24 protein-coding genes and 1 pseudogene are annotated in these 26,624 nt (G+C 41.3%); 17 read left to right on the forward strand and 8 right to left on the reverse strand.

Annotated features, from left to right (window positions below):
- The first annotated feature begins 113 nt into the window (after positions 1-113).
- From FKN05_RS11660 to FKN05_RS11675, 4 genes are read left to right on the forward strand one after another with little or no spacing between them, the layout of a single operon-like run.
- Positions 114-1,388: a tyrosine-type recombinase/integrase gene (locus FKN05_RS11660; RefSeq protein WP_170887575.1), complete on the forward strand. Its 1,275-nt coding sequence runs from the start codon at positions 114-116 to the stop codon at positions 1,386-1,388.
- Entirely contained in the window at positions 1,375-3,024 is a 1,650-nt protein-coding gene (locus FKN05_RS11665; protein WP_170887576.1) for a hypothetical protein, read from the forward strand. Before FKN05_RS11660 ends, FKN05_RS11665 begins: the two co-directional genes overlap by 14 nt.
- The gene (locus tag FKN05_RS11670; protein WP_170887577.1) at positions 3,017-5,308 is read left to right on the forward strand and encodes a hypothetical protein; all 2,292 of its coding nucleotides are present in this window, start codon (positions 3,017-3,019) and stop codon (positions 5,306-5,308) included. Before FKN05_RS11665 ends, FKN05_RS11670 begins: the two co-directional genes overlap by 8 nt.
- 9 nt (positions 5,309-5,317) lie before the next feature.
- Positions 5,318-5,731 carry a hypothetical protein gene (locus FKN05_RS11675; RefSeq protein WP_170887578.1) on the forward strand — a complete coding sequence of 138 codons (414 nt, stop codon included), beginning with the start codon at positions 5,318-5,320 and terminating at the stop codon, positions 5,729-5,731.
- Positions 5,732-5,799: 68 nt separating this feature from the next.
- On the opposite strand, the gene FKN05_RS11680 is transcribed toward FKN05_RS11675, so the two are convergent.
- Positions 5,800-6,006, reverse strand: coding sequence for a helix-turn-helix domain-containing protein (locus FKN05_RS11680; RefSeq protein WP_045618360.1), 207 nt, complete (start codon positions 6,004-6,006; stop codon positions 5,800-5,802).
- Positions 6,007-6,098: 92 nt separating this feature from the next.
- Here FKN05_RS11680 and FKN05_RS11685 point away from each other — a divergent pair, with 92 nt between their 5' ends.
- From FKN05_RS11685 to FKN05_RS11695, 3 genes are read left to right on the forward strand one after another with little or no spacing between them, the layout of a single operon-like run.
- Entirely contained in the window at positions 6,099-6,641 is a 543-nt protein-coding gene (locus FKN05_RS11685) for a VspR family transcription factor (protein WP_170887579.1), read from the forward strand.
- Entirely contained in the window at positions 6,635-8,017 is a 1,383-nt protein-coding gene (locus FKN05_RS11690) for a DEAD/DEAH box helicase (protein WP_170887580.1), read from the forward strand. The genes FKN05_RS11685 and FKN05_RS11690 overlap by 7 nt, the downstream gene beginning before the upstream one ends.
- Before the next feature lie 43 nt (positions 8,018-8,060).
- The gene (locus FKN05_RS11695) at positions 8,061-8,366 is read left to right on the forward strand and encodes a hypothetical protein (RefSeq protein WP_170887581.1); all 306 of its coding nucleotides are present in this window, start codon (positions 8,061-8,063) and stop codon (positions 8,364-8,366) included.
- Here the strand turns inward: FKN05_RS11695 and rarD (FKN05_RS11700) are convergent.
- Positions 8,353-9,258 (reverse strand): EamA family transporter RarD, encoded by a 906-nt coding sequence (gene rarD / locus FKN05_RS11700; protein WP_170887582.1) that lies wholly within the window; start codon positions 9,256-9,258, stop codon positions 8,353-8,355. The genes FKN05_RS11695 and rarD (FKN05_RS11700) overlap by 14 nt on opposite strands.
- Before the next feature lie 140 nt (positions 9,259-9,398).
- Here rarD (FKN05_RS11700) and FKN05_RS11705 point away from each other — a divergent pair, with 140 nt between their 5' ends.
- Both FKN05_RS11705 and FKN05_RS11710 read left to right on the forward strand, forming a co-directional pair.
- Positions 9,399-9,890, forward strand: coding sequence for a hypothetical protein (locus FKN05_RS11705; protein ID WP_170887583.1), 492 nt, complete (start codon positions 9,399-9,401; stop codon positions 9,888-9,890).
- A gap of 22 nt (positions 9,891-9,912) precedes the next feature.
- Positions 9,913-10,212, forward strand: a complete 300-nt coding sequence (locus tag FKN05_RS11710; RefSeq protein WP_170887584.1) for a hypothetical protein — start codon at positions 9,913-9,915, stop codon at positions 10,210-10,212.
- A gap of 35 nt (positions 10,213-10,247) precedes the next feature.
- Here the strand turns inward: FKN05_RS11710 and FKN05_RS11715 are convergent, their stop codons facing one another.
- Positions 10,248-10,544, reverse strand: coding sequence for a cyclic-phosphate processing receiver domain-containing protein (locus tag FKN05_RS11715; protein ID WP_170887585.1), 297 nt, complete (start codon positions 10,542-10,544; stop codon positions 10,248-10,250).
- A 155-nt stretch (positions 10,545-10,699) separates the two neighbouring features.
- On the opposite strand from FKN05_RS11715, the gene FKN05_RS11720 reads away from it, so the two are divergent.
- Genes FKN05_RS11720 through FKN05_RS11735 form a run of 4 tightly spaced genes read left to right on the forward strand, consistent with a single transcriptional unit; the run spans position 10,700 to position 17,782 of the window.
- On the forward strand, positions 10,700-12,259 hold the full coding sequence (locus tag FKN05_RS11720) for a type I restriction-modification system subunit M (protein WP_170887586.1): 1,560 nt from the start codon (positions 10,700-10,702) through the stop codon (positions 12,257-12,259).
- Positions 12,256-13,470 (forward strand): restriction endonuclease subunit S, encoded by a 1,215-nt coding sequence (locus FKN05_RS11725; RefSeq protein WP_170887587.1) that lies wholly within the window; start codon positions 12,256-12,258, stop codon positions 13,468-13,470. The genes FKN05_RS11720 and FKN05_RS11725 overlap by 4 nt, the downstream gene beginning before the upstream one ends.
- On the forward strand, positions 13,470-14,675 hold the full coding sequence (locus FKN05_RS11730) for an AAA family ATPase (RefSeq protein WP_170887588.1): 1,206 nt from the start codon (positions 13,470-13,472) through the stop codon (positions 14,673-14,675). The genes FKN05_RS11725 and FKN05_RS11730 overlap by 1 nt, the downstream gene beginning before the upstream one ends.
- Positions 14,676-14,683: 8 nt before the next feature.
- On the forward strand, positions 14,684-17,782 hold the full coding sequence (locus tag FKN05_RS11735; RefSeq protein WP_170887589.1) for an HsdR family type I site-specific deoxyribonuclease: 3,099 nt from the start codon (positions 14,684-14,686) through the stop codon (positions 17,780-17,782).
- A gap of 79 nt (positions 17,783-17,861) precedes the next feature.
- Here FKN05_RS11735 and FKN05_RS11740 read toward each other — a convergent pair whose 3' ends face one another.
- The 4 genes and pseudogenes from FKN05_RS11740 to rarD (FKN05_RS11755) form a co-directional block, all read right to left on the reverse strand.
- Entirely contained in the window at positions 17,862-18,248 is a 387-nt protein-coding gene (locus FKN05_RS11740) for a hypothetical protein (RefSeq protein WP_170887590.1), read from the reverse strand.
- Positions 18,241-18,474 (reverse strand): hypothetical protein, encoded by a 234-nt coding sequence (locus tag FKN05_RS11745; RefSeq protein WP_170887591.1) that lies wholly within the window; start codon positions 18,472-18,474, stop codon positions 18,241-18,243. Before FKN05_RS11745 ends, FKN05_RS11740 begins: the two co-directional genes overlap by 8 nt.
- A gap of 28 nt (positions 18,475-18,502) precedes the next feature.
- The gene (locus FKN05_RS11750; protein WP_170887592.1) at positions 18,503-19,372 is read right to left on the reverse strand and encodes an LAPAL motif-containing putative phage structural protein; all 870 of its coding nucleotides are present in this window, start codon (positions 19,370-19,372) and stop codon (positions 18,503-18,505) included.
- A gap of 347 nt (positions 19,373-19,719) precedes the next feature.
- A pseudogene (gene rarD, locus FKN05_RS11755) lies at positions 19,720-20,463 on the reverse strand (EamA family transporter RarD); the annotation flags it as partial.
- Positions 20,464-20,638: 175 nt separating this feature from the next.
- Here rarD (FKN05_RS11755) and recQ point away from each other — a divergent pair.
- The 3 genes from recQ to murQ are packed head-to-tail and all read left to right on the forward strand — an operon-like array spanning position 20,639 to position 23,727.
- Positions 20,639-22,474: an ATP-dependent DNA helicase RecQ gene (gene recQ / locus FKN05_RS11760; protein WP_078927526.1), complete on the forward strand. Its 1,836-nt coding sequence runs from the start codon at positions 20,639-20,641 to the stop codon at positions 22,472-22,474.
- On the forward strand, positions 22,467-22,769 hold the full coding sequence (locus FKN05_RS11765; RefSeq protein ID WP_170887594.1) for a DUF3630 family protein: 303 nt from the start codon (positions 22,467-22,469) through the stop codon (positions 22,767-22,769). The genes recQ and FKN05_RS11765 overlap by 8 nt, the downstream gene beginning before the upstream one ends.
- Before the next feature lie 49 nt (positions 22,770-22,818).
- Positions 22,819-23,727: an N-acetylmuramic acid 6-phosphate etherase gene (gene murQ / locus FKN05_RS11770; RefSeq protein WP_170887595.1), complete on the forward strand. Its 909-nt coding sequence runs from the start codon at positions 22,819-22,821 to the stop codon at positions 23,725-23,727.
- On the opposite strand, the gene FKN05_RS11775 is transcribed toward murQ, so the two are convergent.
- Entirely contained in the window at positions 23,724-25,046 is a 1,323-nt protein-coding gene (locus FKN05_RS11775; RefSeq protein ID WP_170887596.1) for a metal-dependent hydrolase family protein, read from the reverse strand. The genes murQ and FKN05_RS11775 overlap by 4 nt on opposite strands.
- Positions 25,047-25,300: 254 nt before the next feature.
- On the opposite strand from FKN05_RS11775, the gene FKN05_RS16790 reads away from it, so the two are divergent.
- Positions 25,301-26,305 (forward strand): YecA family protein, encoded by a 1,005-nt coding sequence (locus FKN05_RS16790; protein ID WP_170887597.1) that lies wholly within the window; start codon positions 25,301-25,303, stop codon positions 26,303-26,305.
- Positions 26,306-26,624: the final 319 nt, after the last annotated feature.

Below are 26,624 nucleotides of genomic sequence, written 5' to 3' on the forward strand. Positions count from 1 at the left end.
GATTTGTTTATTTAGAAATTCACTAATATCAGGATATTACTGGTTTTTAGTTTACAATATATGAAAAACCTCTATTATCGTATTTAATTGTTTAACTATATGTTTTTTTTGTAATGAATTATTCGTTAATTACCCATACAGATCAAAAGAACAATAGAGATGTTTGTATAGTCGATGAAAACATGCTCCCAGCTTGTTTTTTTCTTAGTAATCATATGAGTATAGCATTTGCGGATTTATCTTTTAATTCTCGGCTAACTTACGGAAAAACACTCTTATTTATATTTAACTATTTCACAGCACAATCAATTTATCTTCCCGATAGAGTTGCTTCGGGGGAGTTCTTTAGTGCTGAGGAATACAATGAATTCAAGCATTACTGCAAATTTAAGAAAGAAGTAGAATTTGAAGAAAAGAATGTAGTTAGTTTTGAGCGTTTTTCTGACAAGCAGCTTGATAACCTAATTCATGCAACACAAAGCTCAGAAAGCAGAGTATCGGCAAGTACTGTTAAAATGCGTTTGCGGCAATTTATGGGCTACATTCAGTATCTCTATGAAGTTCACCATTTTGCAAATACACCTCTTGCTCTTATAAGTCAGAACTTTTCAGATTTGGAGCGTCTAGTTAAAGCTGATATACGTGCCATCCGTAATGAAAATTCAGATGTTAGTGATCCATTTGAGAAGGCGATACCGGATGATGTTTTTTTTAAAATATTAGAAATAACTAAGCCATCCAGTTCTGATAATCCCTGGGGACATAGCGGACGTTTGCGAAATAAGTTGATTATTGACGTATTTATCGAAACGGGTATCCGACTTGGAGCGATTAGTAAGCTGAAAATTAGTGATATCAAAGAGGGTGCTGAAGGAGCGCGATTACATATAACACGTACTCCCAATGACTTAACCGATCCTCGTAAGCGGCGACCTGCACAAAAAACGAAGGCGCACTCTGCTGCCATCACATCTAATACACTGAAACTTTTGAAATTGTATATTGATACTGAGCGATCAAAATACCCTGATTCGGCAACCCATGACTTTATATTTGTTAGTACTAAAGGCGATAGCGAAGGTTTACCTATCACTAATGACGGAATATATAAAATTATCACAAAACTGTCTAAGGCAGTGGTATTTCCCCTGCATCCCCATAGGTTTCGACATAAGTGGAATGAAATTTTTGACGAAAAAGCTACTGCTGCTGGTTTTAGCCCTGAACAAATCGAAGATATGCGCAAGTATGCAATGGGGTGGGTTGAAGATAGCAAGATGTCTAGTGTTTACAACAGGTTTAGACATGCAGTGAAAGTCCATGAGTTATCAGCACAGCGTCAGAAAGGAACTGTACCATCACAAGGAAAGACTAATGGAAATAATTAATAAAAATGAATTTGAATTCTTAAAGCAGTCCTTCGATGGTCAAAGAGTGTACCAGGCAAAAAATGATGCTTATGGGTTTGATATATTTGATGATATATGGCAACTCGGAACGAAGAGTTCTGTACACCTAACTTGGATGTACGATATTGGCTATGACTGGAAAACTTTTGTTGAGTTACGAGTGTTGTTGGCAAAAATGGCAAGTAAATTGGCTTTTAATACAGTCGATAGCCGTCAAAAAGCACTTAAGTCTCTTGGAGATAATTTGACTCCAAGTTCTTTTCGATTGGTTTGGAGTTCTCTTACTGATCCTTATAAGAAAATTCTATCTGGTACGTTATCTTTTGCTGTTAATAAAGCGGGTTTAAAGCAGTTTAAAGAAATTGCTGATTTTGCTAGTGAACATTGTCCCAAGATTAGTGCTGGGAATAATATACTTGACCCCGAAAAGGGGGTATACAGCGAAATTGAATATGATTCCATTAAAGAAAAATTGCGTTTAGCTACAGACAACAAGATCAAGATTTGCAAAGGTCCTAAGGGTATTCTTGCTTTTAGTAATGCTATGGCTAGCCAGTTGATGGTAGCGCTTGTAAGACGACCATGCCAGTTAGTTCAACTAAAGTGGTCCGATTTATTGCCTGTTGGACAGAGTTTTTCTGATTACAGACAATCTAGTGAAGAACCAACACCTGACTCCGAATACTTGTTCTGTGATGTAGACTGTTTACACATTAGATTGTTTCAGGGTAAGGAAGGGCTGTTTCGAGTCAATGCTGAACGCAATTCACGTCGCTTGGAACCAGACTTGTCAGCATTAATTATCACGTATCGTCAGCAATATGAGTCAGTGTTGGTATTATCTCTGAAAAAACAGGGTATTAGTCTTGGTTTGGATGAACTGCACCAAATAATGTTGCGTTGCCCGCTGTTTCCAGAAGAGCAGCTGTTTACAATTCAATTTGGGAGTAAATCTAACCTATTTAAGGCGTTAGGTTCAATGTCGGACTCTTTTCACAAAACAAGTGATGCTCTTCAGCAAGCTATATCTAATTTTTCTGCCGGATTAGGTATCAAGAGTGACCGTATTGAAAGTAGCAAACTTAGACTAAGTAACGACCGTCTTCGTCATACCGTTCTTACAGGAGCTGCTTTGCAGGGATTATCCGCACCATACTTAGCTTCAATCACTAATGTGACGGAAAAGGCTGTTAGTCCATATATTGAACTGAGTTTTGAAGCTAGGCTGGCTATTGACCAAGCCTTTGCTGAGAAGGATGTGCTACTCAAGTTTGGGAAAATGTCAGTTAAAGAGCTACAGAATAGGTATAACTATGTGGTTCGCAATGAGTTTGATGAAGAAATCGGAATTCATATTAATCCAGAAAATTGTGCTAGTTGTGCTTCTAAGCTAGGTGCTCCGTTAGGTTGCTACCCATGCGATAATTTTACAGCTATAGAAGAAGCTAATCATCAACAGTATCTTGATAAGGCGTTGATTAAATATGAAGTGAATAAGCAGGATGGGAATAAGGTAACTCTTAAAAAAATAAGGAAAATAATCCTGTATATTCAAGCGACCATTAAGATATGTGAAGAACGAAAGTTGGCTGAAAAAGGGTTATCTAATGGGTGAGATAAATTTTTATATTTCAAAACAGCGTAATTATATCGCTGCTTTGATGCAACAGCCATTGAGTGGGTTTACCAATCAGAAAAATGATCCAGCGACATGGGAAGATTCGGCTTGGCGCTATACATTGTCATCTGGCAAATATATGGATTTCTATTTTGTTGATAACACGGTAAAGAACACTAATTTTAAGTCCAATTATAGTTCAGTTCACCTATTACCTGACGATTTACGTCATTTGATGATGATTTATGCAATTGAGATTTGTGCAGGGAATACCTCAATAAAAAATAAAAAGGACAAACATGCTGCTTCAAGGAGACTAATTGCAGAACTTGCTGATAATCCTGCTCATGTAACCTTTTCAGAATTGGAACCTGCTTATTTTGGATTAAGCAAAAGAGACCGTGGAAACCTCCCTCATTTTTTTGAGTGGTTGCATAAATGCATGTTTATTCCGAAAACATTAAAATTACCAACAAGAGCATCCAAGATTGAATCCCTTGTTGGCGATGACATAATTGAACACAAAAAGAACAAAATTCCAGAAACTAAGGTTTTGCTAGCACTAGGGACTATTTTTTACGATGTCATACCGCCTGAGCGAGAAAAATGGAATACACATCCATTAGCATTTCAGCGAGATGCTTATATTTGTGCAATGGTGTCATTGGCTATGGGATCTCCGAATCGTATTGATGCGGAACAGACTGTGCTAGCGAAGCAAAGGTTACAAAAGCTCACCCAAACAGTGAAGGGTAAGATAGAGGTCACGCATTATCTTGACTGGCAAGGTTCGAAAGGGTTTGAAAATTATCATAATCATATTTTATCCGTGATGTCTGAACCGATAGATCGTAGTCTTGAGTATATGGAATTGGTTTGTGAGCCTGCGAAGGTACTTGCTAGATTTTATGAAAATCCGTTATTACCACTAAAGAAAGTGTTGGGTGATTTCTGTCCATCAGACAGAAATATTAATGCATTAAATCCGGATATGAATAAGCCAATTAACTTAATCCATTTAGGCTATTTACTGGGTTTTTATGACGAGGGAGATGGATTCGTACGTGTTAGTCAAGCAACGAATAATGCGGAGCGTAAAAAGGTTCAACGAGGGTCTAATAAATACATTAAGCCGATTGTTAGTCTGCAACCGGATGATGAACTAATGATTGTTTCATACTGTCCTTATGGTAAGTACTTGCTAGGTACCTCGATTAAGCCCGGGGTAAAAAAAATATTCTCTCGAGAGAAAATGACTATCGCACAGTTTCAAGATATATGGGTTAAGTACGTAATCAGTAATCTTGCTGGATTTCCGGTTGGCTATAACAAATCTCATACCGGTAAATGCAAATATAAATATGCACTTTTTAGCTTTACTGGTAATCAGATGATAACTAACAATCCGGCATACATTGGGGGGAAATCCCATTTTGCGATTGTCCCTTTATCTTCCCTTGGCGATGTGTTTATTCGATCTGTTAATCCCTCACAAGCTCATTGTCTTACGGATAGTATTTTTGCTAAACATGGGTTTTCACACGAATTTCGAGTTAAGCCGCACCAGTTCCGACATTGGAATAATGATGTAGCTGACCGTGAAGGTATTCCTCATGCCATAATCAATTTATGGTCTGGTCGCAAAACACCAGAGCAAATTTTGCATTATATACATCGTACCCATGCCGAAAAATCGTCTGAAATTTCAGATATTTTATTTAATGATACAGGACAAGAAATTATAGTTAAGGTGATGAGTCAACTTGAATATGAAGAGTTAACTAAAACTGCAACAGCTGTTACCAGTACAGGATTTTGTTCACAAAACTTACAGTTTTCGCCTTGTGAGTATCTTAATGATTTTATTACTCAATGTTCTCTTTGCCCATCCTCTTGTCATGTGGCTCATGATGAGAAAGCACTGCGATTGTTAAATAAGGATTTACAGGTGCAGTTACGCCGCCTTGAAGATGCGGAGCAACGGCCAAATTTTTGCGTTAGCAAGGCAACACAAGACTGGTTCTTAGTGCACCATCGAAATACCTCCATGCTCCGCGAACTGATACAACTAATGGAAAGCAAAGACATTAAAGAAGGAGCGATTATTCGTGTTCTTGCTGGGAAAAATGAGATACGCATTACTGATACTCAGAAAAAGACCGTAACAGTACAAAAACTGGCTCTTCCTAATTCTGATGAAGCATTGGCGAAGGCTCTTGAGTTCAGATCTGAAAAGTCTCCAGTTGATAACTCTTTAGATGATATTTTAGCGTTAATTTAAAGGACTCTAATGGCATTACCATCATTGACGACAGCACAAATACGCAAGATTGAAGTGTTGATCGCGACATGGCGAACAAAACTCACTTGGCAATTATTGGTCGACCGTATTCAAACTGACCTCGATATCACTACAACTCGCCAAACTCTGAATACCTATAGCAGTATCAAAGCTGCTTACGATTCAAAGAAGCAGGAGTTGCGAGGAAAGCCAAGTAAGGAGTTTGTAAAATTCGTTAAGTCGGATCAAGATGCATTCGATCAAATTGAAAAACTAAAAGCAGAAAAGGAAGTATTGGCTCAGAAAGCCGATAAGCAGCTGGCTTTTATTAAAGAGTTAGGGGTTCTTGCAGCATCAAATCCATCGTTGGTTGCATTGTTAAACAAGGCAAAGCAATCAGCTTTGCGCAGTGAGAAAAAGTAACTGCAATAATGGCTATTAGGCATAAAACAGGTTCTTACCCTCATAGCCTTTTTTGTACGTTACTGCCATTAAGGCAATAAATCCCGGATATCACAGCCAAGAACACTTGCGAGCAGGTAAGCTTTTTCAAGCGTTATGTTGACCTCCCCTCTTTCAATCCGGCCGATATAACTCCGGTCTATATCGGCCGAAAGTGCCAATTTATCTTGAGATAGACCCTTATCCCTACGCATTCCTCGTAGGTTATGACCAAACCGTTTTGCTAAGTCTTTCATTTTTCTCGATGCTCAAAATGAAAGACTATCCTGTATTGCGGAATATATAGCCACGGACTATAATCCGCATTTTGGTTTGTGCTTGAACTCTTATGACTAATAAAACAGTGCTTAATGAATATATCTATACCCTACTCATAGAAAAGGGATTTGATGGATTAACGGTGCCTTGCTTAAGGGATGAATTATTAAAAATAACCGAAGAATTCAAGGACGTCGTTGAAGCGCGTAAATTTCTTTATCGTCAGCTATTACAGTTGGAGCAAAAAGGATTACTTTTGACTAAAGGTCAAGGGCGTAAGAGAACGTATCACAAATCAGAACTGTTCCACGTAACTGAATTTAAAGCAAAAAAAAGAAAACCTCAAAAGACAAAAGCGGTAAAAAAAATCTCTGATGAGACGCTTACTCTTGATGAACTCGTTTCAGAAAGACGTAAGTGTGAAGCTGAACTAGCAATAGCTTTGGCTGAGATCGAAGAGTTTCAAATATTGTCCGAAAGACTACCTTCTCAAAAGTCGTCTTTGCTGAGGCTCTCTGAGGAAGCCAGAGAAAGGTCTGTTCGATATCTTGCCAAGATAAATGTACTGAATCAGGTTCTTAAACTTAGTAATTATGGAAAAGCAGAATGTTGAGATTATGGCAAGAAGAGTGTGCAGGGCTTGCCTTAGAAAGGTATCTAGCTGGTCATTCACATTTTCTGGTTCAGGCTACTCCTGGCGCGGGGAAAACGGTAACAGCGGCAGAAATTGCTAAAAGGCTGCTCGATGCGGATAAAATAGATCTAGTCCTATGTTTTTCTCCGTCATTGATTATTGCTGAAGGTATACAAAGTACCTTTGCTTGGCACTTGAGTTGCTCTTTTAACGGTGGACTTGGGGCGATTGGCGCATCGTTTACCTATCAAAGTATGAAATATCTCCGGGATAGTTTCTGGAATACGATCAAAAAACACCGTGTATTGGTTGTTTTTGATGAGATTCACCATTGCTCTGGTGATGAAATTGAAAATGCTAATGTGTGGGGAGAGCAGATACTGACTCAGATCCAAGGGATAGCTGAGTTCACATTAGCGCTGACGGGAACTCCTTGGCGATCAGATTTTTTACCCATTACATTGGCGAAGTATTCTAATACCGAGGGCCGTATTCTATGTGATTATCAATATAGCCTGAAGCAAGCTATTACAGATGAGGTCTGCCGTTCACCAAAGATTGTATTAATCGATAATGAGCATCTCTCAATTTCAGAAGGTGGTGAATCAAAGTCTTTTTCATCGATTCCAGAGCTTTTAAAACAATCTGCTACTCCATACCAAAGTATCCTGCAGAATGCTGATGCAATGACTTATATCTTAGGGCTTGGATGTCAGAAACTTGAAGAAATCCGCATAGATAATCCTACAGCCGGAGGATTGGTTGTTGCTTCATCGGTAAGACATGCGATTGAAATTCAGAAGGTTTTAACCGAATACTACGTGCAAAGCACAGAGATCGTGACGTATTGCCATGATAATCCATCAGAGACAATTAATCGTTATCGAGATAGTTCAACCCAATGGATTATCAGTGTTGGGATGGTCAGTGAGGGAACCGACATTCCTCGTTTACAAGTCTGTTGCCATTTAAGCTTTGTGAAGACGGAGCTCTATTTCAGACAGGTGTTAGGCAGAGTTTTGCGAACGAATGACTTTCCTAACCAACAGGCATGGTTGTATACCTTTGCGGAAGAAAATCTCGTTAAGTTTGCGGAGCAAATCGAACAGGATATACCTGATTCATGTTTGTTTATTAAATCCGATGCATTGCAAGATAAATCTGAAATGTCGAATTCATTGGATCTAATCCAGCCCCTAATCCAGAAAACGTCAGAAAGAGATACAGAGAAAGTAAAGCTCAGTTGGAGTAATAATCAGACGCGAAAATCGCCAACTATCCCTGTTTGTCCTGTAACCTCCGGACAATTGAATTTAGGAAACTTTCGAGAGCGCGTAATAGCCGCATTTTTGTAACCAATAATAATGTTTGTTGATTTTGCATTAGCAAGGAGTTGATATGTTTTATGTTGGGGTTAGTCAGTATTACGCGACCGGTGAAGGTTGTACTATCTATGTTGCTAGCGGTAGTGAAGAATCAATACGTCAAGCCATTCCTGAGTATTTCCATCGAGGATTAACTATTTTAACCCCCTCAGAGTGGCTAAAAGCCGCCTCTGAAGAGTGTGAAGATGAATACCACCAATCTGATGCGGAAATTCTGAAAACCCGTCTACCGATGTTATGGGAGCAAATTAAGGAAAGAGCATTAGAAAGAGGGTGCCATATTGAATTCTTTATGAAGCACCACTTCAACTATAGCTAGTACGACGCTGATGGCGGTGCGTTCGGATGCTATCAACAAAGAACACCACCAATGCAGCCCAAATAAACACAAAGGTGATTAATTTGTCAGAAGTTAGTTGCTCACCATATACCCCTGTGGCTAAAAATAGCATCAATGTTGGCCCCAGATACTGAAAGAACCCTAAAGTTGATAGTTTGATTCGGGTAGCTGCAGCGGCAAACAACATTAAAGGAATCATCGTGACAGGTCCTGCAGCAATTAACAGTAGATTGAGTTTTAAATCATTGTTTATCAGGCTGCTGGTCTCAGAGTCTGAAAACCATAGATAAGCTAAAGCTAACGGTATTAATAGCGCAGTTTCCAGTAGCATTCCGACGGTAGGATCTACGCGAACTTTTTTTCGTAGTAGTCCATAGAAACCAAAACTGAAAGCTAGAGCTAGGGAAATAACAGGGACCGTTCCAAGGTGTATTAATTCGATACCTACACCGGCAAAAGCTAGTACTACGGCTCCCCATTTCCAAATGCTTAGTCTCTCATTTAGAAAAATAGTGGCTAACAATACATTTACCAGAGGATTTATATAGTATCCAAGTGAAGCATCTAGCATATGGTCGTTATTCATCGCCCAAATAAATATTCCCCAATTTAGCCCGACCAAAAGTGATGTGGCTGTTAAGTAACGTAATTGTGAGCTTGAACGAAATACTGCTCGAACTTTCGGCCACAAACCAAAGAGCAGCACTAGGATCACGGAAAAGAACAAGGACCAGATTACTCGATGCGATAAAATTTCATAGGGAGCAATATCACCAAGTAGTTTGAAATAAATCGGTGCAACGCCCCAGATTCCGTACGCCCCAAGGGCAAATAAAACGCCTTGCCGAGTGTTATTAGGTTCTTCGTTCACCGTAAAGTCCTTAAATGAAGAGCGATAAGATTTCGCTTAGCTGTAGTCATATAGGATGGGAGTGTACTTGAAAAAGCGCTTTTGTGAATAAGGCTGAAATATGGTCAAGTAAATCCGAATACGCAAATAGGAGATTTTTAATGAAGATTTTGTACTTTGATACGCTTAGCCTTTTGTATTCAAATCAATACATTCACAGTAACGAAAGTCTATATGCTGCATTTGACGAATGGCTAAAAACTAGATCAACGACTTTATTAAAAATGGTGAGCCCCGATTCAAATGCTATTGATGGCCTTAGAAGAGCAGCATCAGAAGCTAACCTTCTACTTTACCCTTTGGGGATTCGTCACACTCGTACATGTTTTATCGAAAATGGAGTGTTTACTGGCGATGAATTAGCCCCTGACACAGAGTTACCCTTCAGAACGCATATGGACGACAACAATTCAGTCCGTCAGATGTTAGCCCATGCTCACAGTCTGAAAGCCCAATGGTACGTCTGTGGTGATGTCGGCTCTGAAGAGCTCTTACAACATTATCCGGGGCGTTATTTACGTTCAGAGTTTGGAAAGGGTGTCACTAGTGAACTGATCTCTAAAATACGCGGCTTAAAATCAGCGGATTATTAATAAACTTTCTGGGGCAATGCCGATGCTTTTGAAAAAGAGACGAACTGTTGAGCAGATAGCTGCTTCTATCAGAAGCAGAAATAACATTGATGAGTTCCCTTCTCTTGAAAGACTAAAGTTGTACGAACAGTGGAAACCTGGAACCGCTAAAAAGGTACTTGATGGAATTTTTTTATATCAAGAAAAGCGCACAGAGATTGAACTGCAAGAAGTTGAGCAAGCGATTGCTGATACATACCAAAGACAGTTGGTATCGTTTGGGGTGAAAGTAGCAGCAATTTTTGCTGTAAACGCAGCTATATACATAATTCAAATCATATAGAGAAACGAGAGTGGCTTGTATTTTTCTCTAGAGATTCAACCCAACGTACTTAACCGTTTGATATTAGAGATTCCGGATTCCATTTTCTGTCTTGCTGATGAATTAGCGCTGTGAACCCGTATAACCGGTGGTTGAAAATCTTGTGTTGCAACCGCCTCTTCAATCCACAAAACCACATCATAGCCAGTACCGTGAGCATCATCTCCTAGATCATGATCTAGGCTGATTTCAGTCACCGTTCCTTGCTGTAGCAAGGCAATAGCTTCTTCAGGCCAGTAAACTCGATGCCATCCTTTCGGAGTTGGTCGTTCATCATCAAGGTAAACTTTCATGCTAACTCCTTATTTTTATGAATGTTGACTTAAATTAATCCTAAGTTAGTACTTTTACAACAAGCGGTTAGATTCGCACTCCTTTGCTCGTTATAATACTCGACAGATAATGAGCTCATAATGGCTCAAAACGAATTGAAACAGGAATAATAAAAATGACAAGTAGCCAGCAACGCGCCGCCCTGCAACGCCAGATATGGGCGATCGCCAACGATGTTCGTGGCTCAGTAGATGGCTGGGATTTTAAACAGTATGTACTAGGTACTTTGTTCTATCGCTTTATCAGTGAAAACTTTGTTCACTTCATTACCGGTGGCGATGAAAGCGTAGACTACGCAGCGATGTCGGATGATGACGAAAACATCGAGTTTGCCAAAGACGATGCGATCAAAACAAAAGGTTACTTTATCTATCCGAGTCAGTTATTTAGCAACGTAGTCGCTAATGCATCTAAAAATGAGAACCTAAATACTGACCTTGCTGCTATCTTTTCCGATATAGAAAATTCAGCCAATGGTTACGATTCAGAAAAAGACATTAAAGGGCTATTTGCGGATTTTGATACTACGAGTAACCGCTTAGGTAACACAGTAAAAGCAAAAAATGAACGTCTAGCCAAAGTGTTAAAAGGGGTTGCAGATCTTCCGTTAGGTAACTTTGACCAAAACCAGATTGACTTGTTTGGTGATGCTTACGAGTTCTTGATTTCTAACTATGCAGCGAATGCGGGTAAATCCGGAGGCGAATTTTTCACGCCTCAACACGTATCCAAACTGATTGCCCAACTAGCTATGCATGGACAAACCAGCGTTAATAAGATTTACGACCCTGCTGCTGGTTCAGGTTCTTTGCTACTTCAAGCGAAGAAGCACTTTGATGCTCATATCATTGAAGATGGCTTCTTTGGTCAGGAGCTTAACCACACGACCTATAACTTGGCTCGTATGAATATGTTTTTGCACAACATTAACTACGACAAGTTCAATATTCAGTTGGGCGATACTCTTCGTGAACCTCATTTTGGTGATGATAAACCGTTCGATGCTATTGTTTCTAACCCGCCATATTCAGTTAAATGGATTGGTAGTGATGACCCGACACTAATCAACGACGAACGCTTTGCCCCTGCAGGTGTGCTTGCGCCAAAATCTAAAGCCGATTTTGCTTTTGTGCTTCATGCGCTTAGTTACCTCTCTAGCAAAGGTCGGGCTGCGATTGTTTGCTTCCCTGGTATTTTCTATCGTGGCGGTGCTGAGCAAAAAATCCGAAAATATCTTGTTGATAATAACTATGTTGAAACAGTTATATCACTAGCTCCAAACCTGTTCTTTGGTACCACTATTGCCGTGAATATCTTGGTGCTTTCTAAACACAAAACCGACACCACCACCCAGTTTATTGATGCCAGCGGCCTGTTTAAAAAGGAAACTAATAACAACATACTGACAGACGATCACATCGAAGACATCATGGAGGTGTTTGCTAGCAAAGAGAATGTGGATCACTTTGCTAAATCCGTTGATTTAGATGATATCAAGAAAGCGGATTACAACTTATCGGTAAGTAGCTATGTAGAAATCAAAGATAATCGCGAGGTAGTGGACATAACTAAACTCAACGCCAAGCTTAAGACTACCGTTGCTAAAATAGACCAGCTTCGCAGTGATATTGACGCCATTGTTGCTGAGATTGAAGGTGAGGAGATTGAGGAATGAGTCATTTGAGCTACATGGAAAAACTGTTGGATGGAGTTGAGGTTGAGTGGAAAGTGCTCTCTGAGCTAGGCGAGTTAGTCCGTGGAAATGGCTTACCAAAAACCGATTTTACGGACTCGGGTGTGCCTGCTATTCATTACGGGCAGATTTATACTCATTATGGGCTTTCTACCGAGACAACTATATCTTTCGTTTCGCCTGAAACAGCCAAAAAACTAAAAAAGGTGAACGCAGGTGATGTTGTAATAACAAATACAAGCGAGAACCTTGATGACGTAGGAAAGGCTTTGGTTTATCTGGGTAAATCAGAAGCGGTTACAGGTGGACACGCAACCATCTTTAAACCCGATAGACTTATAATCGGCAAATACTTTGCGTATTTCACGCAAACTTCTACTTTTTTTTCCGCGAAGAGAAAGCTTGCAAAAGGAACTAAAGTTATTGATGTTTCTGCGACCGATATGGCAAAGGTTCAAATCCCCATCCCATGCCCAGACAACCCAGAAAAATCGCTGGCAATACAGGCTGAAATTGTACGTATTTTGGATGCATTTACGTCGCTGACCGCTGAGCTGACCGCTGAGCTTAACATGCGGAAAAAACAATACAACTACTATCGTAACCAATTGCTTAGCTTTGATGAAGGGAATGTTGAGTGGAAGTCATTAGGCAAGCTCGCTGAAAACTTAGATTCAAAACGCAAGCCAATAACTAGTGGGCAGAGAGAGCCTGGTAATATTCCATACTACGGTGCGTCCGGTATTGTTGATTATGTTAAAGACTTCATCTTTGATGGAGACTTTTTGCTTGTTTCCGAAGATGGAGCCAACTTGTTGGCAAGAAACACACCGATTGCATTTAGTATTAGTGGAAAAAACTGGGTAAATAATCATGCTCATGTGCTGAAGTTTGAAACTTATGCTGAGAGAAGATATGTAGAGTACTACCTGAATAGTATCGATCTAACCCCTTACATTTCAGGAGCGGCACAGCCAAAACTGAATAAAAAGAACTTAAACAGTATTAGTATTCCAAATCCTTCGCTTGAAGAAAAAGAACGTATTGTATCCGTATTAGATAAGTTCCATACACTTACTACTTCAATCTCTGATGGTTTGCCGAGAGAAATCGAGCTACGTAAAAAGCAATATGGATATTATCGCGACCTGCTGTTGAGCTTCCCTCAATCTAATTCTGATGAGGCGGCTTAATGAGTAACACGTTAACGGAAATAGCAGAACAGCTGAAAGCTCGTACTAACAAGGTGCAGTTGATCTATGCCTTTAATGGTACTGGTAAAACGCGTTTGTCACGTGAATTTAAAGAGATCATTGCACCAAAAGAAGAAGGAGAGGATGAGCCTGATGAGATCCAACAAGAGTTACTTTCTCGCCACAAAATTTTGTATTATAACGCTTTTACCGAAGACTTGTTTTACTGGGATAATGATTTAGAAGCCGATGCAGAGCCCAAGTTAAAAATTCAACCCAATACGTTTACGGATTGGATATTACAAGATCAAGGGCAAGATATGAACGTGATCACCACGTTCCAAGGTTACGCCAGCGATAAGCTCACGCCCCGTTTTAACCCACAATACACAACTGAAGACAAAGATGGTAAGCAAGTTACCGTCAAAGCCTTTTCAGAAGTAACGTTTTCACACGAAGGTGGGGATGATCAGCCTGATAGAAAAATTAAAATATCTAAGGGTGAAGAGAGTAACTTTATCTGGAGTGTTTTTTATTCACTGCTTGATCAAGTGATTAGCATCCTAAATGTACCTGAAGAGGCTGACCGCGAAACAGACCAGTTTAATCAATTAGAGTATGTGTTTATTGATGACCCGGTTAGCTCGTTAGATGACAACCACCTTATTGAATTAGCGGTTGATTTAGCTCGTTTAATTAAGTCTAGTGATTTCGCTATTTCTGGTCTCAAATTCATTATCACTACTCATAACCCACTTTTTTACAATGTGTTGCATAACGAGTTTAACAAAGCGCCTAAATTTGTTTTGCGCAAGCTTGATGATGGTAACCATGAACTGGTTGAACAAAAAAATGACTCGCCTTTTTCGTATCACCTGCATTTGAAGAATGAATTAATGAAAGCAGCAGAATCGGGCGATATCCATAAATATCACTTTAACTTCTTGCGTAACGTACTTGAAAAGACCTCAACGTTTTTAGGCTACGAAGAGTGGGGAGAGTTATTGCCCGGAGTGAAATCTGATCGGGCGGCAGGTAAAGTTAACCCGTATGCGCGTGTGATTAATTTATATAACCATGCAAAACACGCTGGTGATGAAGTGGCTGAAGTCGAAGAAGACCATAAGCGCGTATTTAAGTTTTTGGTGAAAGAGATAGACAACATTTATAAAGGAATGCGCACTCAGCAAGGGACAAAGGCTTAGGAATAGATATGGCAGAATACAAAGCAATTGCAGAGTCTAATAATTACATCGTTTTAGATAAATACACAAAAACATGGCAGATAGCTGAAAGTTACCAAAGCGAAGGTGATTTAGAACGGGAGCTTATTCAGGACTTAAGCAATCAAGGTTATGAATACCTACCCGGCTTAACTACTCCAGATGCCATGATGGCGAATGTCCGTCAGCAACTTCAAGAGCTCAATAAAGTCGAGTTTACCGACGCTGAGTGGGGGCGCTTTCAGGAACAGTACTTAAATACGCCAAGTGACAACATCATCGAGAAAACTCGTAAGGTACACAGCGATTACATTTACGATTTTGTATTTGATGATGGTCATATTGAAAATATTTACCTGTTTGATAAGGCAATCATCGCACGTAATAAAGTTCAGGTAATTAAACAGTTTGAACAGACTGGCAGCCATGCTAACCGCTATGATGTGACTATCTTAGTCAATGGCTTACCATTGGTTCAAATTGAGCTGAAAAAGCGCGGTGTAGCGATTCGTGAAGCCTTTAACCAGGTTCATCGCTACAGCAAAGAAAGCTTCAATGCTGAAAACTCTTTATATAAGTTCTTACAGCTGTTTGTGATATCCAATGGTACCGATACTCGGTACTTCGCTAATACCACTAAGCGCAATAAAAACAGCTATGACTTCACCATGAACTGGGCGAAGTCAGACAACAATCTCATCAAAGATTTAAAAGACTTTACTGCAACGTTCTTCCAAAAAGAAACCTTGCTGGAAGTGATCCTGCGTTACTCTGTGTTTGATGTCAGCAATACTCTACTAGTGATGCGTCCCTATCAAATAGCGGCGACTGAGCGCATTTTGTGGAAGATTAAAAGTGCCTATAACAGCAAAAACTGGAGTAATACGGAAAGCGGCGGTTATATTTGGCATACCACCGGTTCGGGCAAAACGCTCACCAGTTTCAAAGCGGCACGATTAGCGACGAAATTAGATTTTGTAGATAAAGTATTCTTTGTTGTTGACCGTAAAGACCTCGACTATCAGACCATGAAGGAATACCAGCGCTTTTCACCGGATAGCGTGAATGGTTCAGAGAGTACAGCAGGGCTTAAACGTAACCTGGATAAAGACGACAACAAAATCATTGTTACCACCATTCAAAAGCTCAACAATTTAATCAAGAGTGAAAGCGATTTGCCTGTCTACAAGCAGCAAGTCGTGTTTATTTTTGATGAGTGTCACCGTAGCCAGTTCGGTGAAGCGCAAAAGAACATTAAGAAGAAATTTAAAAAGTATTACCAATTTGGTTTTACTGGTACGCCTATTTTTCCTGACAATGCGCTTGGAGCCGAAACAACCGGCAGTGTCTTTGGTCAGCAACTTCACACCTACGTCATTACTGATGCTATTCGTGATGAAAAAGTCCTTAAGTTTAAGGTGGACTACAACGATGTACGTCCTCAGTTCAAGAGTATTGAAACAGAGCAAGATGACAAAAAGCTAAGCGCTGCTGAAAACAAACAAGCTTTCTTGCACCCCATGCGTATTCGGGAGATCTCGCAGTACATCCTAAATAACTTTAATCAGAAGACGCATCGGGCTTATAAGGGCGCAAAAGGCTTTAATGCCATGTTTGCAGTAAGTAGTGTGGATGCAGCAAAAGCCTACTACGAGACCTTTTCGCAACTGCAGAAAGACGCTGAAAAGCCACTAAAAGTCGCGACTATCTTTTCCTTCGCTGCAAATGAAGAGCAAGATGCCATCGGTGATATCGCAGATGAAAGCTTTGAAGTGACGGCGATGAATAGCAGTGCTAAAGAGTTTTTAAGTGCTGCAATTGATGATTACAACACGATGTTTAAAACCAACTTTGGTGTAGACAGCAATGGTTTTCAAAACTACTACCGCGATCTTGCTCAGCGAGTGAAAAAGCAAGAAATCGATGTGCTGATTGTTGTTGGGATGTTCTTAACTGGGTTTGATGCGCCAACACTGAACACTTTATTCGTTGATAAGAACTTACGTTATCACGGTTTGATGCAAGCATTCTCTCGGACTAACCGTATTTATGATGCGACTAAGACCTTTGGCAACATTGTGACTTTCCGAGACCTAGAACAAGCGACCGTTGATGCTATTACCTTGTTTGGGGATAAAAACACGAAGAACGTTGTACTCGAAAAAAGCTACAAAGAGTACATGGAAGGCTTTACCGATATCGTAACAGGTCAGGCTCGCCGTGGTTTTGTTGAGATTGTCAGGGAGTTGCAGGAGCGTTTTCCTAACCCTGAAGACATCGTAAAAGAACAAGATAAAAAAGACTTTGCTAAGTTGTTTGGCGAATACCTTAAAGCGGAAAATATCCTACAGAACTATGATGAATTCGCCGGTCTTAAAGCGTTGCAAAACCTAGATACTAGTGATGAGCAGGCTGTTGAAGCGTTCAAAGAAAAATATTATCTGAACGATGAAGATATTGCGGCAATGCAAACGATAGAAATGCCAAACGAACGTGTGGTTCAGGATTATCGTTCTACTTATAACGATACCCGTGATTGGTTACGTCGTGAGAAAGAAGGCCAGGAAAAAGATAAACCGACCATGGACTGGGACGATGTCGTGTTTGAGGTCGATTTGCTTAAATCGCAAGAAATTAATCTGGATTACATTCTTGAGCTGATCTTTGAACACAACAAGAAAAACAAGAGCAAAGAAGGACTAATAGATGAAGTGCGCCGTCTTATCCGTGGTAGCCTTGGTAACCGGGCTAAAGAGAGCCTAGTTGTTGATTTCATTAATCAAACCAATCTAGACGAAATTAGTGATAAAGCCAGCATCATTGACGCGTTTTTCAAGTTTGCACAAGCAGAACAAAAACGCGAAGCAGAAGCTATTATTGATTCTGAAAAATTGAATGAAGAGGCCGCTAAGCGCTATATCATTTCATCGTTGAAGCGTGAGTACGCATCTGAGAATGGTACTGCTCTCACCGAGGCGTTGCCGAAATTAAGCCCACTAAACCCTAAATACCGAACTCTTAAGCAGACTGTGTTTCGTAAGATAGCTGCTTTTGTTGAGAAGTTTAAAGGTGTCGGTGGTCAGATATGATTGATAAGTTATTGTGAATTAGGCTTTTTAATTCAATCAACGGACTACAGTAATATAAACCCATAATTATGGGTTTATATTACTGAACTTGAACTTTGGATAAGCTAGAGCTCATCTCACTTCGCGCAATCACTAACTTTTTATGTTGTTGGATAAGAGAATTGACATCATTTTGAGAATACCCAAGTTTTTGAGCTTTCTTCATTCTTTTTTCTAGGTTTTTGATATCAGAATCAAAACTTCGCAAAACTTTTAATTCAGCAAGAGGTCTGAGACCAATAGCGGAAAATGCGTACTCAGACAACCAAAATAAAGCACCAATAACAACTGGAACTGCTGTTGCTACAAATGCTGCATTTTGTGGGTCACCCCATGCGTTATATGCAGCAATAACGGCGGTCGAAGCCCCGCCAACAGAGAAACCTGGTGAAACTTTTACCTTAGAACTCTGAGCAGATTCAGTCACGCTTTATATGTCCCGTAGCCTTTAAAATAACATCGGCGATTGCATCCGTATTTTTAAGCTCGATAACTCTTGCTTCAGATTTATCTCCGTCATTTTCAAGAGTTAACGTTATCGTCGTCGTTTTTGATGGAATAAAATAAATTACGGCAGCACGTCCCAATAATTTACAAACACGAGCAATCCACGGCAGAGACATAAATATCCCAACTGTAAAAAGTAAGCTCATTATCGTATCGTGCTCTAGATTCATAGTCTTAATTTAACTGACGAATAACTTCTTCAATAGTATAGCGGATGTTAATCGAACCATCGGCTTTGGTAGTCTTAACGGTTTTCATCATCACCAAACAAGGCTTAGTCTTTGAAAACTCTTCATACCCTTGATTAATTCGATGAATGAATGCTTCATGATTCATGCGCACAGACTCGATTTCACCATTTGGTAGTTTACATTTCCAGCCTGTAGTTGCCTCGAAGTTTACCTGAGAAAAGTGAATTGTCATCTGCTTTGTTTCTTCTTCCACTTCTTCAAGTGTTTTCTGAGGCAGTTTTTTGAAGGTTGCCGCATCTTCACTTGCAACAACTTTCAATTCCTCATTATTTTCATTTTTGATGACCAATTTGGCATCTTTTTTGTTCTCTATCGGTGTCTTGAACACAGTCTCAATGTCTTTACGAACATCTTTATCAAGCAATATTTTTGCCACCTCAGGCTCTAGTTCATGGTCGGAACCGTCTTTTGTTTTGAGGATAACTTTACCGCTACGTCGAATGCTTCCAACGATTTTTCGACCTTTTAACTCTTCCATAGCTCCTAGAACAGTATTAGCTCCAGCAACTCCAACGGCTGATATAATGCCTAAAGTTTTCAGAACATCCGCACCACCGTTGTTGAGCCAAGTAACAAACTCAACCATAAATGATCCTTCCTGATGAGCTCGAACCTGAACCTGTAAATCAGAGTTTTCACCGTTAAGAAGTTTATTCGCATTTTTTATGGCGCTAGTCATACTTAAAATTGAATGTCCGAGTGTTTCAGCATCAATTGTATGATCTGCGGTCTCCTCCATGTCGTACGATAACTTGAATACTTGTTTATTAGGCTGAACACTGCTAGACGTCATCACGTTATCCTTGAATTAAATAGTGTTTATATGATAATTCAATAACTTCTTTTGACAACCACTTGCATATCTATCTTTATAACTAGAACCTAAAATATTTAATGTTGTGTGAAACGTAGATGTACCATTATTTTTTAGTAATTATGGCGAATAAAAGTGTAAAGGATTTTTAGGTAGAAATAGGGAGTTTGGGGGTGAAAATCTGCGGGTCAGATGAGATCTTTACAAAATCGAGTGATTTTGTAATGAATATTTTAAGAGTGAACCTTGATGAAGCCATTGTATCTAGGGTTGTGGGAGTTGGTTTCTAGTTTTAAAAATATGGTCTTTAGTAAAGATAAGAGAAGAAAGCCGAGCGTGGATAATTTTAGCCGAGTGGCTGCCCCAGTAAAACAGAGCAAAGGGAGTGTGGTGACAAGGCCCGCACTGACCAGCAAGAGATTGAGGTGCCAATCATTGACCGCCAGTGAGCTGGTGGGTGAATCTGCCAGAAGAAACAGATACAAAGTAGCCATGGGGAGTAACACTAATGTTTCAATAAATAAGCCACTTTGCGCGCCGACCCCCACTTTTTTACGCAGCAAACCATAAATACCAAAAGTGCTGGCGAGCGCTAAAGCAACGATAGGGATAGAACCAAATAAAACCAACTGAATCCCCACCCCAATGGCGGCTAGCAGTACGGCAAACCACTGTAATTTACGTAGTCGCTCACCTAAAAACAGCATTCCGAGAAAGACGTTCAGAAGGGGGTTAATGTAATAGCCTAAGCTGGCATCCAGCATATGGTTAGAGTTAATTGCCCAGATAAAAATCAGCCAGTTTCCCCCGATCAGCAGAGAGGTCAGTAGCAGATAGAACAGCTTACTTTTTGACTGAAAAACAGTGACCACGGCTTTCCATTGGCGGCCAACGTGTAACAGCCCCGCCAGTAAAAAGAAGGACCAAATGATACGATGGCTGAGGATCTCAAGTGGAGATACGTGGCCAAGTAGTTTGAAATAAATGGGAGCGATCCCCCACATGGTATAGGCGCTGATCGCTAACACTATCCCTTTCTTGGCTTCTTCTTGGTGTTGTTCAGGTGTCATGTTTTACATCTCGTTGAGTACGCAATCATGAATATTGCGAATGGGTCGCCAGTATAGCGTGTAAATCGGATTCCTCGAACATTTTGCGGTTTTATTCACCGACAAAGGGCACTACAATAGCCGATCTATTCTGATGCTGACGTATCAGTCTTCCCACTCATAACAAAGAGCCAGCATGACCGCCACTTTACTCGCTGAACAATCCGATCTCACCTCACACCCGCAGCATGTATTGCGTGAGGTTTTTGGCTACCAGACTTTTCGAGTTGGCCAACAAGAGGTGATTGAAGCGGCGGTGGCCGGCCAAGACAGCTTAGTGATCATGCCAACAGGTGGGGGAAAATCGCTCTGTTATCAAATTCCAGCCCTTATCCGTGATGGCGTGACGGTGGTGATTTCTCCGCTGATTTCACTGATGAAAGATCAGGTTGACCAACTTAAAGCAAACGGTGTGGCGGCTGAATGTGTGAATTCAACCCTGAGCCGAGAAGCACTACAAAGTATTTATCAACGTATGCATGCGGGGCACATTAAACTGTTGTATGTGTCACCGGAACGGGTTCTCACCTCCGACTTTATCGAACGGCTCAACCACCTGCCAATCGCTATGATTGCAGTGGATGAAGCGCACTGCATTTCACAATGGGGGCATGATTTTCGCCGCGAATATGCCGCATTAGGTCAGCTTAAACAGCAGTTCCCTCATATTCCGTTTATGGCTTTGACCGCCACCGCCGACGATGCCACTCGCGGCGACATCTTGCACCGCCTGCAACTCAATGAACCGCATATTTATTTAGGTAGCTTTGATCGCCCCAATATCCGTTACTCATTGGTCGAAAAGCATAAACCCGTGTCGCAAGTGATTCGTTATTTGGAAACCAAAAAAGGGTTATGCGGGATTATCTACTGTGGCAGTCGCAAAAAAGTGGAGATGTTGACGGAAAAATTGTGCAACAACCGTATTCGTGCCGCCAGCTACCATGCAGGAATGGAAGCCGATGAACGCGCCTATGTTCAAGAAGCGTTTCAGCGAGATGATATTCAGATCGTGGTGGCAACGGTTGCCTTTGGGATGGGTATTAATAAACCCAATGTCCGTTTTGTGGTGCATTTTGATATTCCGCGCAATATTGAATCTTATTATCAGGAAACCGGACGAGCTGGGCGTGATGGTTTGCCTGCCGAGGCGATGATGCTGTATGACCCCGCTGATATTATCTGGCTGCGACGTATGCTGGATGAAAAAGAAGAGGGGCCACAAAAACAAGTCGAAAGCCATAAGCTGACCGCTATGAGCCATTTTGCCGAAGCGCAAACCTGTCGTCGCCAAGTACTGCTCAACTATTTTGGCGAATACCGTGATAAGCCGTGTGGAAACTGTGATATTTGCCTTGATCCGCCTAAGCATTTTGATGCAACCGAACAGGCGCGCAAAGCGCTCTCTTGTGTGTATCGAGTTAACCAAAGTTTTGGCATTGGTTATGTGGTGGAAGTGCTGCGTGGGATGCAAAATATCCGTATTCGTGAAAATGGCCATGACAAGCTCTCCACTTACGGCTTAGGGCGCGATCATAGCCATGATTATTGGGTCAGTATCTTTCGGCAGTTGATTCACAAAGGGTTACTGCACCAAAATATCACCCGCAACTCGACTTTACAGTTGACGGAAGAAGCGCGTCCGGTATTACGTGGTGATAAAGCGATAGAGCTGGCGGTGCCCCGTTTAGATACGGCCGTTCGGACCGTAAAAGCCGATAAACTATCGAGCAAGAACTACGATAAAAAACTGTTTGCGAAATTGCGTAAGTTACGTAAATCCATTGCTGATGAGGAAGGCTTGCCTCCTTACGTGGTCTTTAGTGACGCCACCTTAATTGATATGGCTGATATCTTACCCACTTCCTATGGAGAGATGCTGGCAGTCAATGGGGTTGGGCAACGCAAACTGGAAAAGTATGCCGACCTATTTTTAGATGCGATTCAGGAGCATTTGACTGGACATGGCTGAGTTTGGCTTAAGTGAGTATTTAGCCCCGCAAGGGCGCATTATTTTACGTACTCCACCATGGGATTTTGACTCCTTTCCTAAGCTAGCCGAACGTCTACTCCGGTTACTTTCGGCAACGGTGCTTGAAAAACAGTTGGATGCCGATATGCATAGCTGGTTGATTGATTTCGAGGGTTGTCCGTTATTGTTGCGGGCCGAGCATTACAGCGGCAGTATTTGGATTGAGGCACTATCAGCCCAAGAGAGTGAAGAGGAATTAATCTTTCTCGCTCAGTTATTTGCGCGGGGTATTTAACGGTCAGAGCCTCATAGAGCGTCGATTCTATTTTAGTGGTGAGTCTTTAATGAAGATGGATTTAACCCAATGGATTACCGAAAGTCGTAATCCTGCTAGCGCGACAATTGATACCTTATCTACTTTGGATATGTTACGCATTATTAACCAAGAAGATCAAAAAGTAGCACTTGCCGTAGAAAAAACCTTACCCGAAGTAGCGCTCGCGGTTGATGCGATTAGTACTGCTTTTCAGTCGGGAGGAAGGCTCATTTATATCGGAGCTGGCACCTCAGGACGACTGGGCATTTTAGATGCTAGCGAATGTCCCCCTACTTATGGCTCGTCACCGGATTTAGTTGTTGGGCTAATCGCGGGCGGGCATCCAGCAATTTTAAAAGCAGTCGAAAATGCGGAAGATAATGCTTCGTTAGGGCAAACTGATTTACAGGCGTTGAACCTGACCAGTAAAGATGTCGTGGTCGGGATTGCAGCCAGTGGACGGACGCCGTATGTCCTTGGAGGAATGAGATACGCCAAAACCGTCGGAGCGAGCGTTGTTGCCATTGCTTGTAATCCTAACAGTCCGATGGAGCAGATAGCCGATATTGCGATTACGCCCATTGTGGGGCCTGAAGTGGTGACTGGCTCATCGAGAATGAAAGCGGGTACGGCACAAAAGCTGATTTTAAATATGCTCACCAGTGGTGCTATGATTCGTTGTGGTAAGGTGTTTGGTAACTTAATGGTCGATGTAGAAGCAACCAATGCTAAGTTGATTAAGCGGCAAACGCAGATTGTCATTGCCGCAACTGGTTGTAATGAGGAAGAGGCAGACAAGGCTTTACATGCCTGCCAGCGTCACTGCAAGACCGCTATTTTGATGATTCTTGCCGATCTGGATGCGAAGCAGGCCAGTCAGTTGCTGGCAGTGCATCGTGGGTTTCTGCGTCCAGCGCTGCAAGCCAGTCTCTCTTAGTGGAGAGTATTTTTATATAGCATCCCGTTTTTCATGATGACTTGCAGATTTTCGGTGTTTTCTAAAATCGTTAAATCTTGTAAAGGATTCCCAGTGATGATCAGTAAATCAGCCAATGCACCTTCTTCAATAACACCGAGTTTACCTTGATAAGGAGCACGCTCTCCCGAGAGCATTAGCAATTGAGCATTATCGTGAGTGACCATTTTTAAAATCTCAAAAGGGCGATACCACTCGCTTAGACGTGTCAGCATTTTCGTTTGTTGCTGCAACCGCTCAGCACTGAACAGAATGTCCGTGCCCCAGGCGACATTTACCTGATGCTTTTTCGCCAAACGATAAGCACGATCGGTACCCTGTTCGACCATCTTTTGCTTAATACGTTGTGGTGAACCGTCGGCAAATGCCGATTTTCGATCGGAGGTAAATGGCTGCAAGCTCCACCAAATGCCTTCTTTTGCCATCCGTTTTACGGTTTTTTCATCCACCAGCTGACCATGCTCAATGGATTTAACTCCACCATCAATGGCTTGATTAATCGAGCGAGGGGTATAAGCATGCACTGCCACATAGGTGCCCCAATTTTCTGCCGCTTCTGTTGCCGCGCGGATTTCTGCAACACTGTATTGAGTCACATCCAGTGGATCGTAAAAAGAAGAGACGCCACCACCTGCCATCAGTTTAATTTGCGATGCCCCGAGGGCTAACTGCTCTCGTACATGCTGGCGAACTTCGTCCGGACTATCAGCAATCGCTGAAGTGCCTGTCCTAACAGAGATGGTGTGTTTTTTACTATCTGCGCTGATCAGTTCATTAGGGAGTCGAAAATCACCGTGTCCGCCGGTTTGGGAAATAAAAGCCCCAGCTGGCCAAATGCGAGGCCCGGTGGTGATCTGCTTATCGATGGCCATTTTTAAGCCAAAGACTGGCCCACCTAAATCGCGTACGCTGGTGTAGCCACGTTGCAACATGTCTGCTGCAGTTTTAGCGGCAACAATATTAATAAAGCCTTGATCGGCAAGCATTAAGGTTTGTTGAGGCAGAGCCGCGAGCATTAAGTGAGTATGAGCATCAATTAATCCTGGCATTAAGGTTTTGCCTTGTCCATCAATCACTATGGTATTTGGATCCGTGATGTTGAGTGGTTGGTAATCTTCTATTTTGCTAATTAGGTTATCTTGCACATAGACATTTTTTGCTACGCTGAGCGTTGCTTGTTGGCCATCAAAGACTTGTACATTTTTAAACACATAGTGGGCGGCAAAAGTAGGCGAAGCGAATATGCTTGCTCCGAGCAGTAACCAAAACGGTTTATTCATTCCATCACTCCAATCAATTATCGATGCGGTGTCTTGATGTATAGACAAAGAAAAGTGTAGTGATATTTGATTGAATGATCTGCTTTGAACAGCAAAAATGCTAACTTGGTTGAATAAATGCCAGCAGTTTGAGATAACGATAAAACTTAAAAATGGCATGTCTGTATCTGCATCGTTAGAATGATGTTTGATACTTCACCAACAGCGATTTAACCAATGCTTTACAAGCGCTAAAAAGACAAGAGAAACCCATAATGAAACTCGGCCGTAATGATCCTTGCCATTGTGGCAGTGGCAAAAAATTTAAACGTTGCTGTATGGACAACGTATCCAAACAGCATGCGCAAGTCTTTGATGACGCGGAAGCCATATTGGCAATGAACCCAGATTTGAGCATTGATGAACTCAATGCTGCTTTGCAACACAAAGTGCAAGATCGCAATAATCAACCTCATCCCGATTTTTGTGGTGTAACGCCAACACAAATGGCCAATTGGCTTTATGCGCCTTTTGCACAGTTGCAGTGGGTGACGATTAAGACGCCTACGGATTTTTCTGACAGCCCTGTGATGCGGTATCTGAGCTTAATACTTGAAGAGGCGATGGCCAATGAGGGCTCATTCAAAGCCACCAGTAAAGGTAACTTGCCGGTTAAATTAGTCAAACAGGCCAGTGAATTATTACCTGAGTTTTCAGTCGCTCAATTCGAACATCATATCAGTATCAGTGAGTTTGCCGGCAGTAACGAAGACAAGTTTAATGCCTTGCATTACACCCGAGTACTGGCCGAAATCAGCGGCATTATTTACCGGCGCAGCGGTCGCTACCATGTGAAAAAAGAGGCACAAAAACAATACCAAGCCCAAGGGCTACAAGCCTTTTTCAAACCCATGCTAGAAGCCGCCATCAGCAAATATAATTGGGGATATTTGGACAGTTTCGAGTACGATATCGACTTACGTACTTTTTGGCTATTTATGCTGTGGCGTATTCAAAGCCACAACAGTGTGGATCAGTTGGTTGAAGAGGTGATGATCGCTTTCCCTGATTTGCTCCTAGCATTACCTACGGACGATAACTTTCCACTGAAAAGAAAGGTAAGCCTACTCATCGAATCACGGTTTATTGAGCGATTTTTACAGTTTTGGGGATTTATCATTATTGATCCAAGATGCTACGTAAACGGTGATCCTATTGCTCGAGTCGTACAAGTACAGCCTTTGTTAAAACAAGCGTTTCAATTCACAATAAATACATAGCAAGGTCATCGTGAGCGAATATCAATACTATAAATTCGAGCGTTTGGATGGGTATTTAGACGCTAAAGCGCGCCAAGCACTTAGAGTCATTTCAAGTCGTGCCGAGATCAGCGCTACGTCCTTTCAGGTGTATTTAATGGCTTGCTCTAAGCGATGGGGTTATGGATCAATCCTACTCACCACTAAACTCACCAGTTGGTTGAAAATAGAGGCAAAGACCTGAAATATCCTGAAAATAAAAAAGCCCCTATTTACAGGGGCTTGGTAAGATTAAGTAAGCTTAAAGAGACTCAAAAAACCTTATTCGATGTTTTGGATC

Source organism: Vibrio sp. 1-1(7), assembly GCF_013048485.1.
GTDB lineage: Bacteria > Pseudomonadota > Gammaproteobacteria > Enterobacterales > Vibrionaceae > Vibrio > Vibrio fujianensis.

Coding starts and splice junctions, on each gene's coding strand:
- FKN05_RS11750 (WP_170887592.1), bottom strand. CDS start 19,372: ATGACGTCTAGCAGTGTTCAGCCTAATAAACAAGTATTCAAGTTATCG.
- FKN05_RS11745 (WP_170887591.1), bottom strand. CDS start 18,474: ATGAGCTTACTTTTTACAGTTGGGATATTTATGTCTCTGCCGTGGATT.
- FKN05_RS11775 (WP_170887596.1), bottom strand. CDS start 25,046: ATGAATAAACCGTTTTGGTTACTGCTCGGAGCAAGCATATTCGCTTCG.
- FKN05_RS11665 (WP_170887576.1), top strand. CDS start 1,375: ATGGAAATAATTAATAAAAATGAATTTGAATTCTTAAAGCAGTCCTTC.
- FKN05_RS11680 (WP_045618360.1), bottom strand. CDS start 6,006: ATGAAAGACTTAGCAAAACGGTTTGGTCATAACCTACGAGGAATGCGT.
- FKN05_RS11715 (WP_170887585.1), bottom strand. CDS start 10,544: ATGAAAGTTTACCTTGATGATGAACGACCAACTCCGAAAGGATGGCAT.
- FKN05_RS11685 (WP_170887579.1), top strand. CDS start 6,099: ATGACTAATAAAACAGTGCTTAATGAATATATCTATACCCTACTCATA.
- FKN05_RS11710 (WP_170887584.1), top strand. CDS start 9,913: ATGCTTTTGAAAAAGAGACGAACTGTTGAGCAGATAGCTGCTTCTATC.
- murQ (WP_170887595.1), top strand. CDS start 22,819: ATGAAGATGGATTTAACCCAATGGATTACCGAAAGTCGTAATCCTGCT.
- recQ (WP_078927526.1), top strand. CDS start 20,639: ATGACCGCCACTTTACTCGCTGAACAATCCGATCTCACCTCACACCCG.
- FKN05_RS11660 (WP_170887575.1), top strand. CDS start 114: ATGAATTATTCGTTAATTACCCATACAGATCAAAAGAACAATAGAGAT.
- FKN05_RS16790 (WP_170887597.1), top strand. CDS start 25,301: ATGAAACTCGGCCGTAATGATCCTTGCCATTGTGGCAGTGGCAAAAAA.
- FKN05_RS11765 (WP_170887594.1), top strand. CDS start 22,467: ATGGCTGAGTTTGGCTTAAGTGAGTATTTAGCCCCGCAAGGGCGCATT.
- FKN05_RS11730 (WP_170887588.1), top strand. CDS start 13,470: ATGAGTAACACGTTAACGGAAATAGCAGAACAGCTGAAAGCTCGTACT.
- FKN05_RS11670 (WP_170887577.1), top strand. CDS start 3,017: ATGGGTGAGATAAATTTTTATATTTCAAAACAGCGTAATTATATCGCT.
- FKN05_RS11690 (WP_170887580.1), top strand. CDS start 6,635: ATGTTGAGATTATGGCAAGAAGAGTGTGCAGGGCTTGCCTTAGAAAGG.
- FKN05_RS11675 (WP_170887578.1), top strand. CDS start 5,318: ATGGCATTACCATCATTGACGACAGCACAAATACGCAAGATTGAAGTG.
- FKN05_RS11725 (WP_170887587.1), top strand. CDS start 12,256: ATGAGTCATTTGAGCTACATGGAAAAACTGTTGGATGGAGTTGAGGTT.
- FKN05_RS11735 (WP_170887589.1), top strand. CDS start 14,684: ATGGCAGAATACAAAGCAATTGCAGAGTCTAATAATTACATCGTTTTA.
- FKN05_RS11705 (WP_170887583.1), top strand. CDS start 9,399: ATGAAGATTTTGTACTTTGATACGCTTAGCCTTTTGTATTCAAATCAA.
- FKN05_RS11720 (WP_170887586.1), top strand. CDS start 10,700: ATGACAAGTAGCCAGCAACGCGCCGCCCTGCAACGCCAGATATGGGCG.
- FKN05_RS11695 (WP_170887581.1), top strand. CDS start 8,061: ATGTTTTATGTTGGGGTTAGTCAGTATTACGCGACCGGTGAAGGTTGT.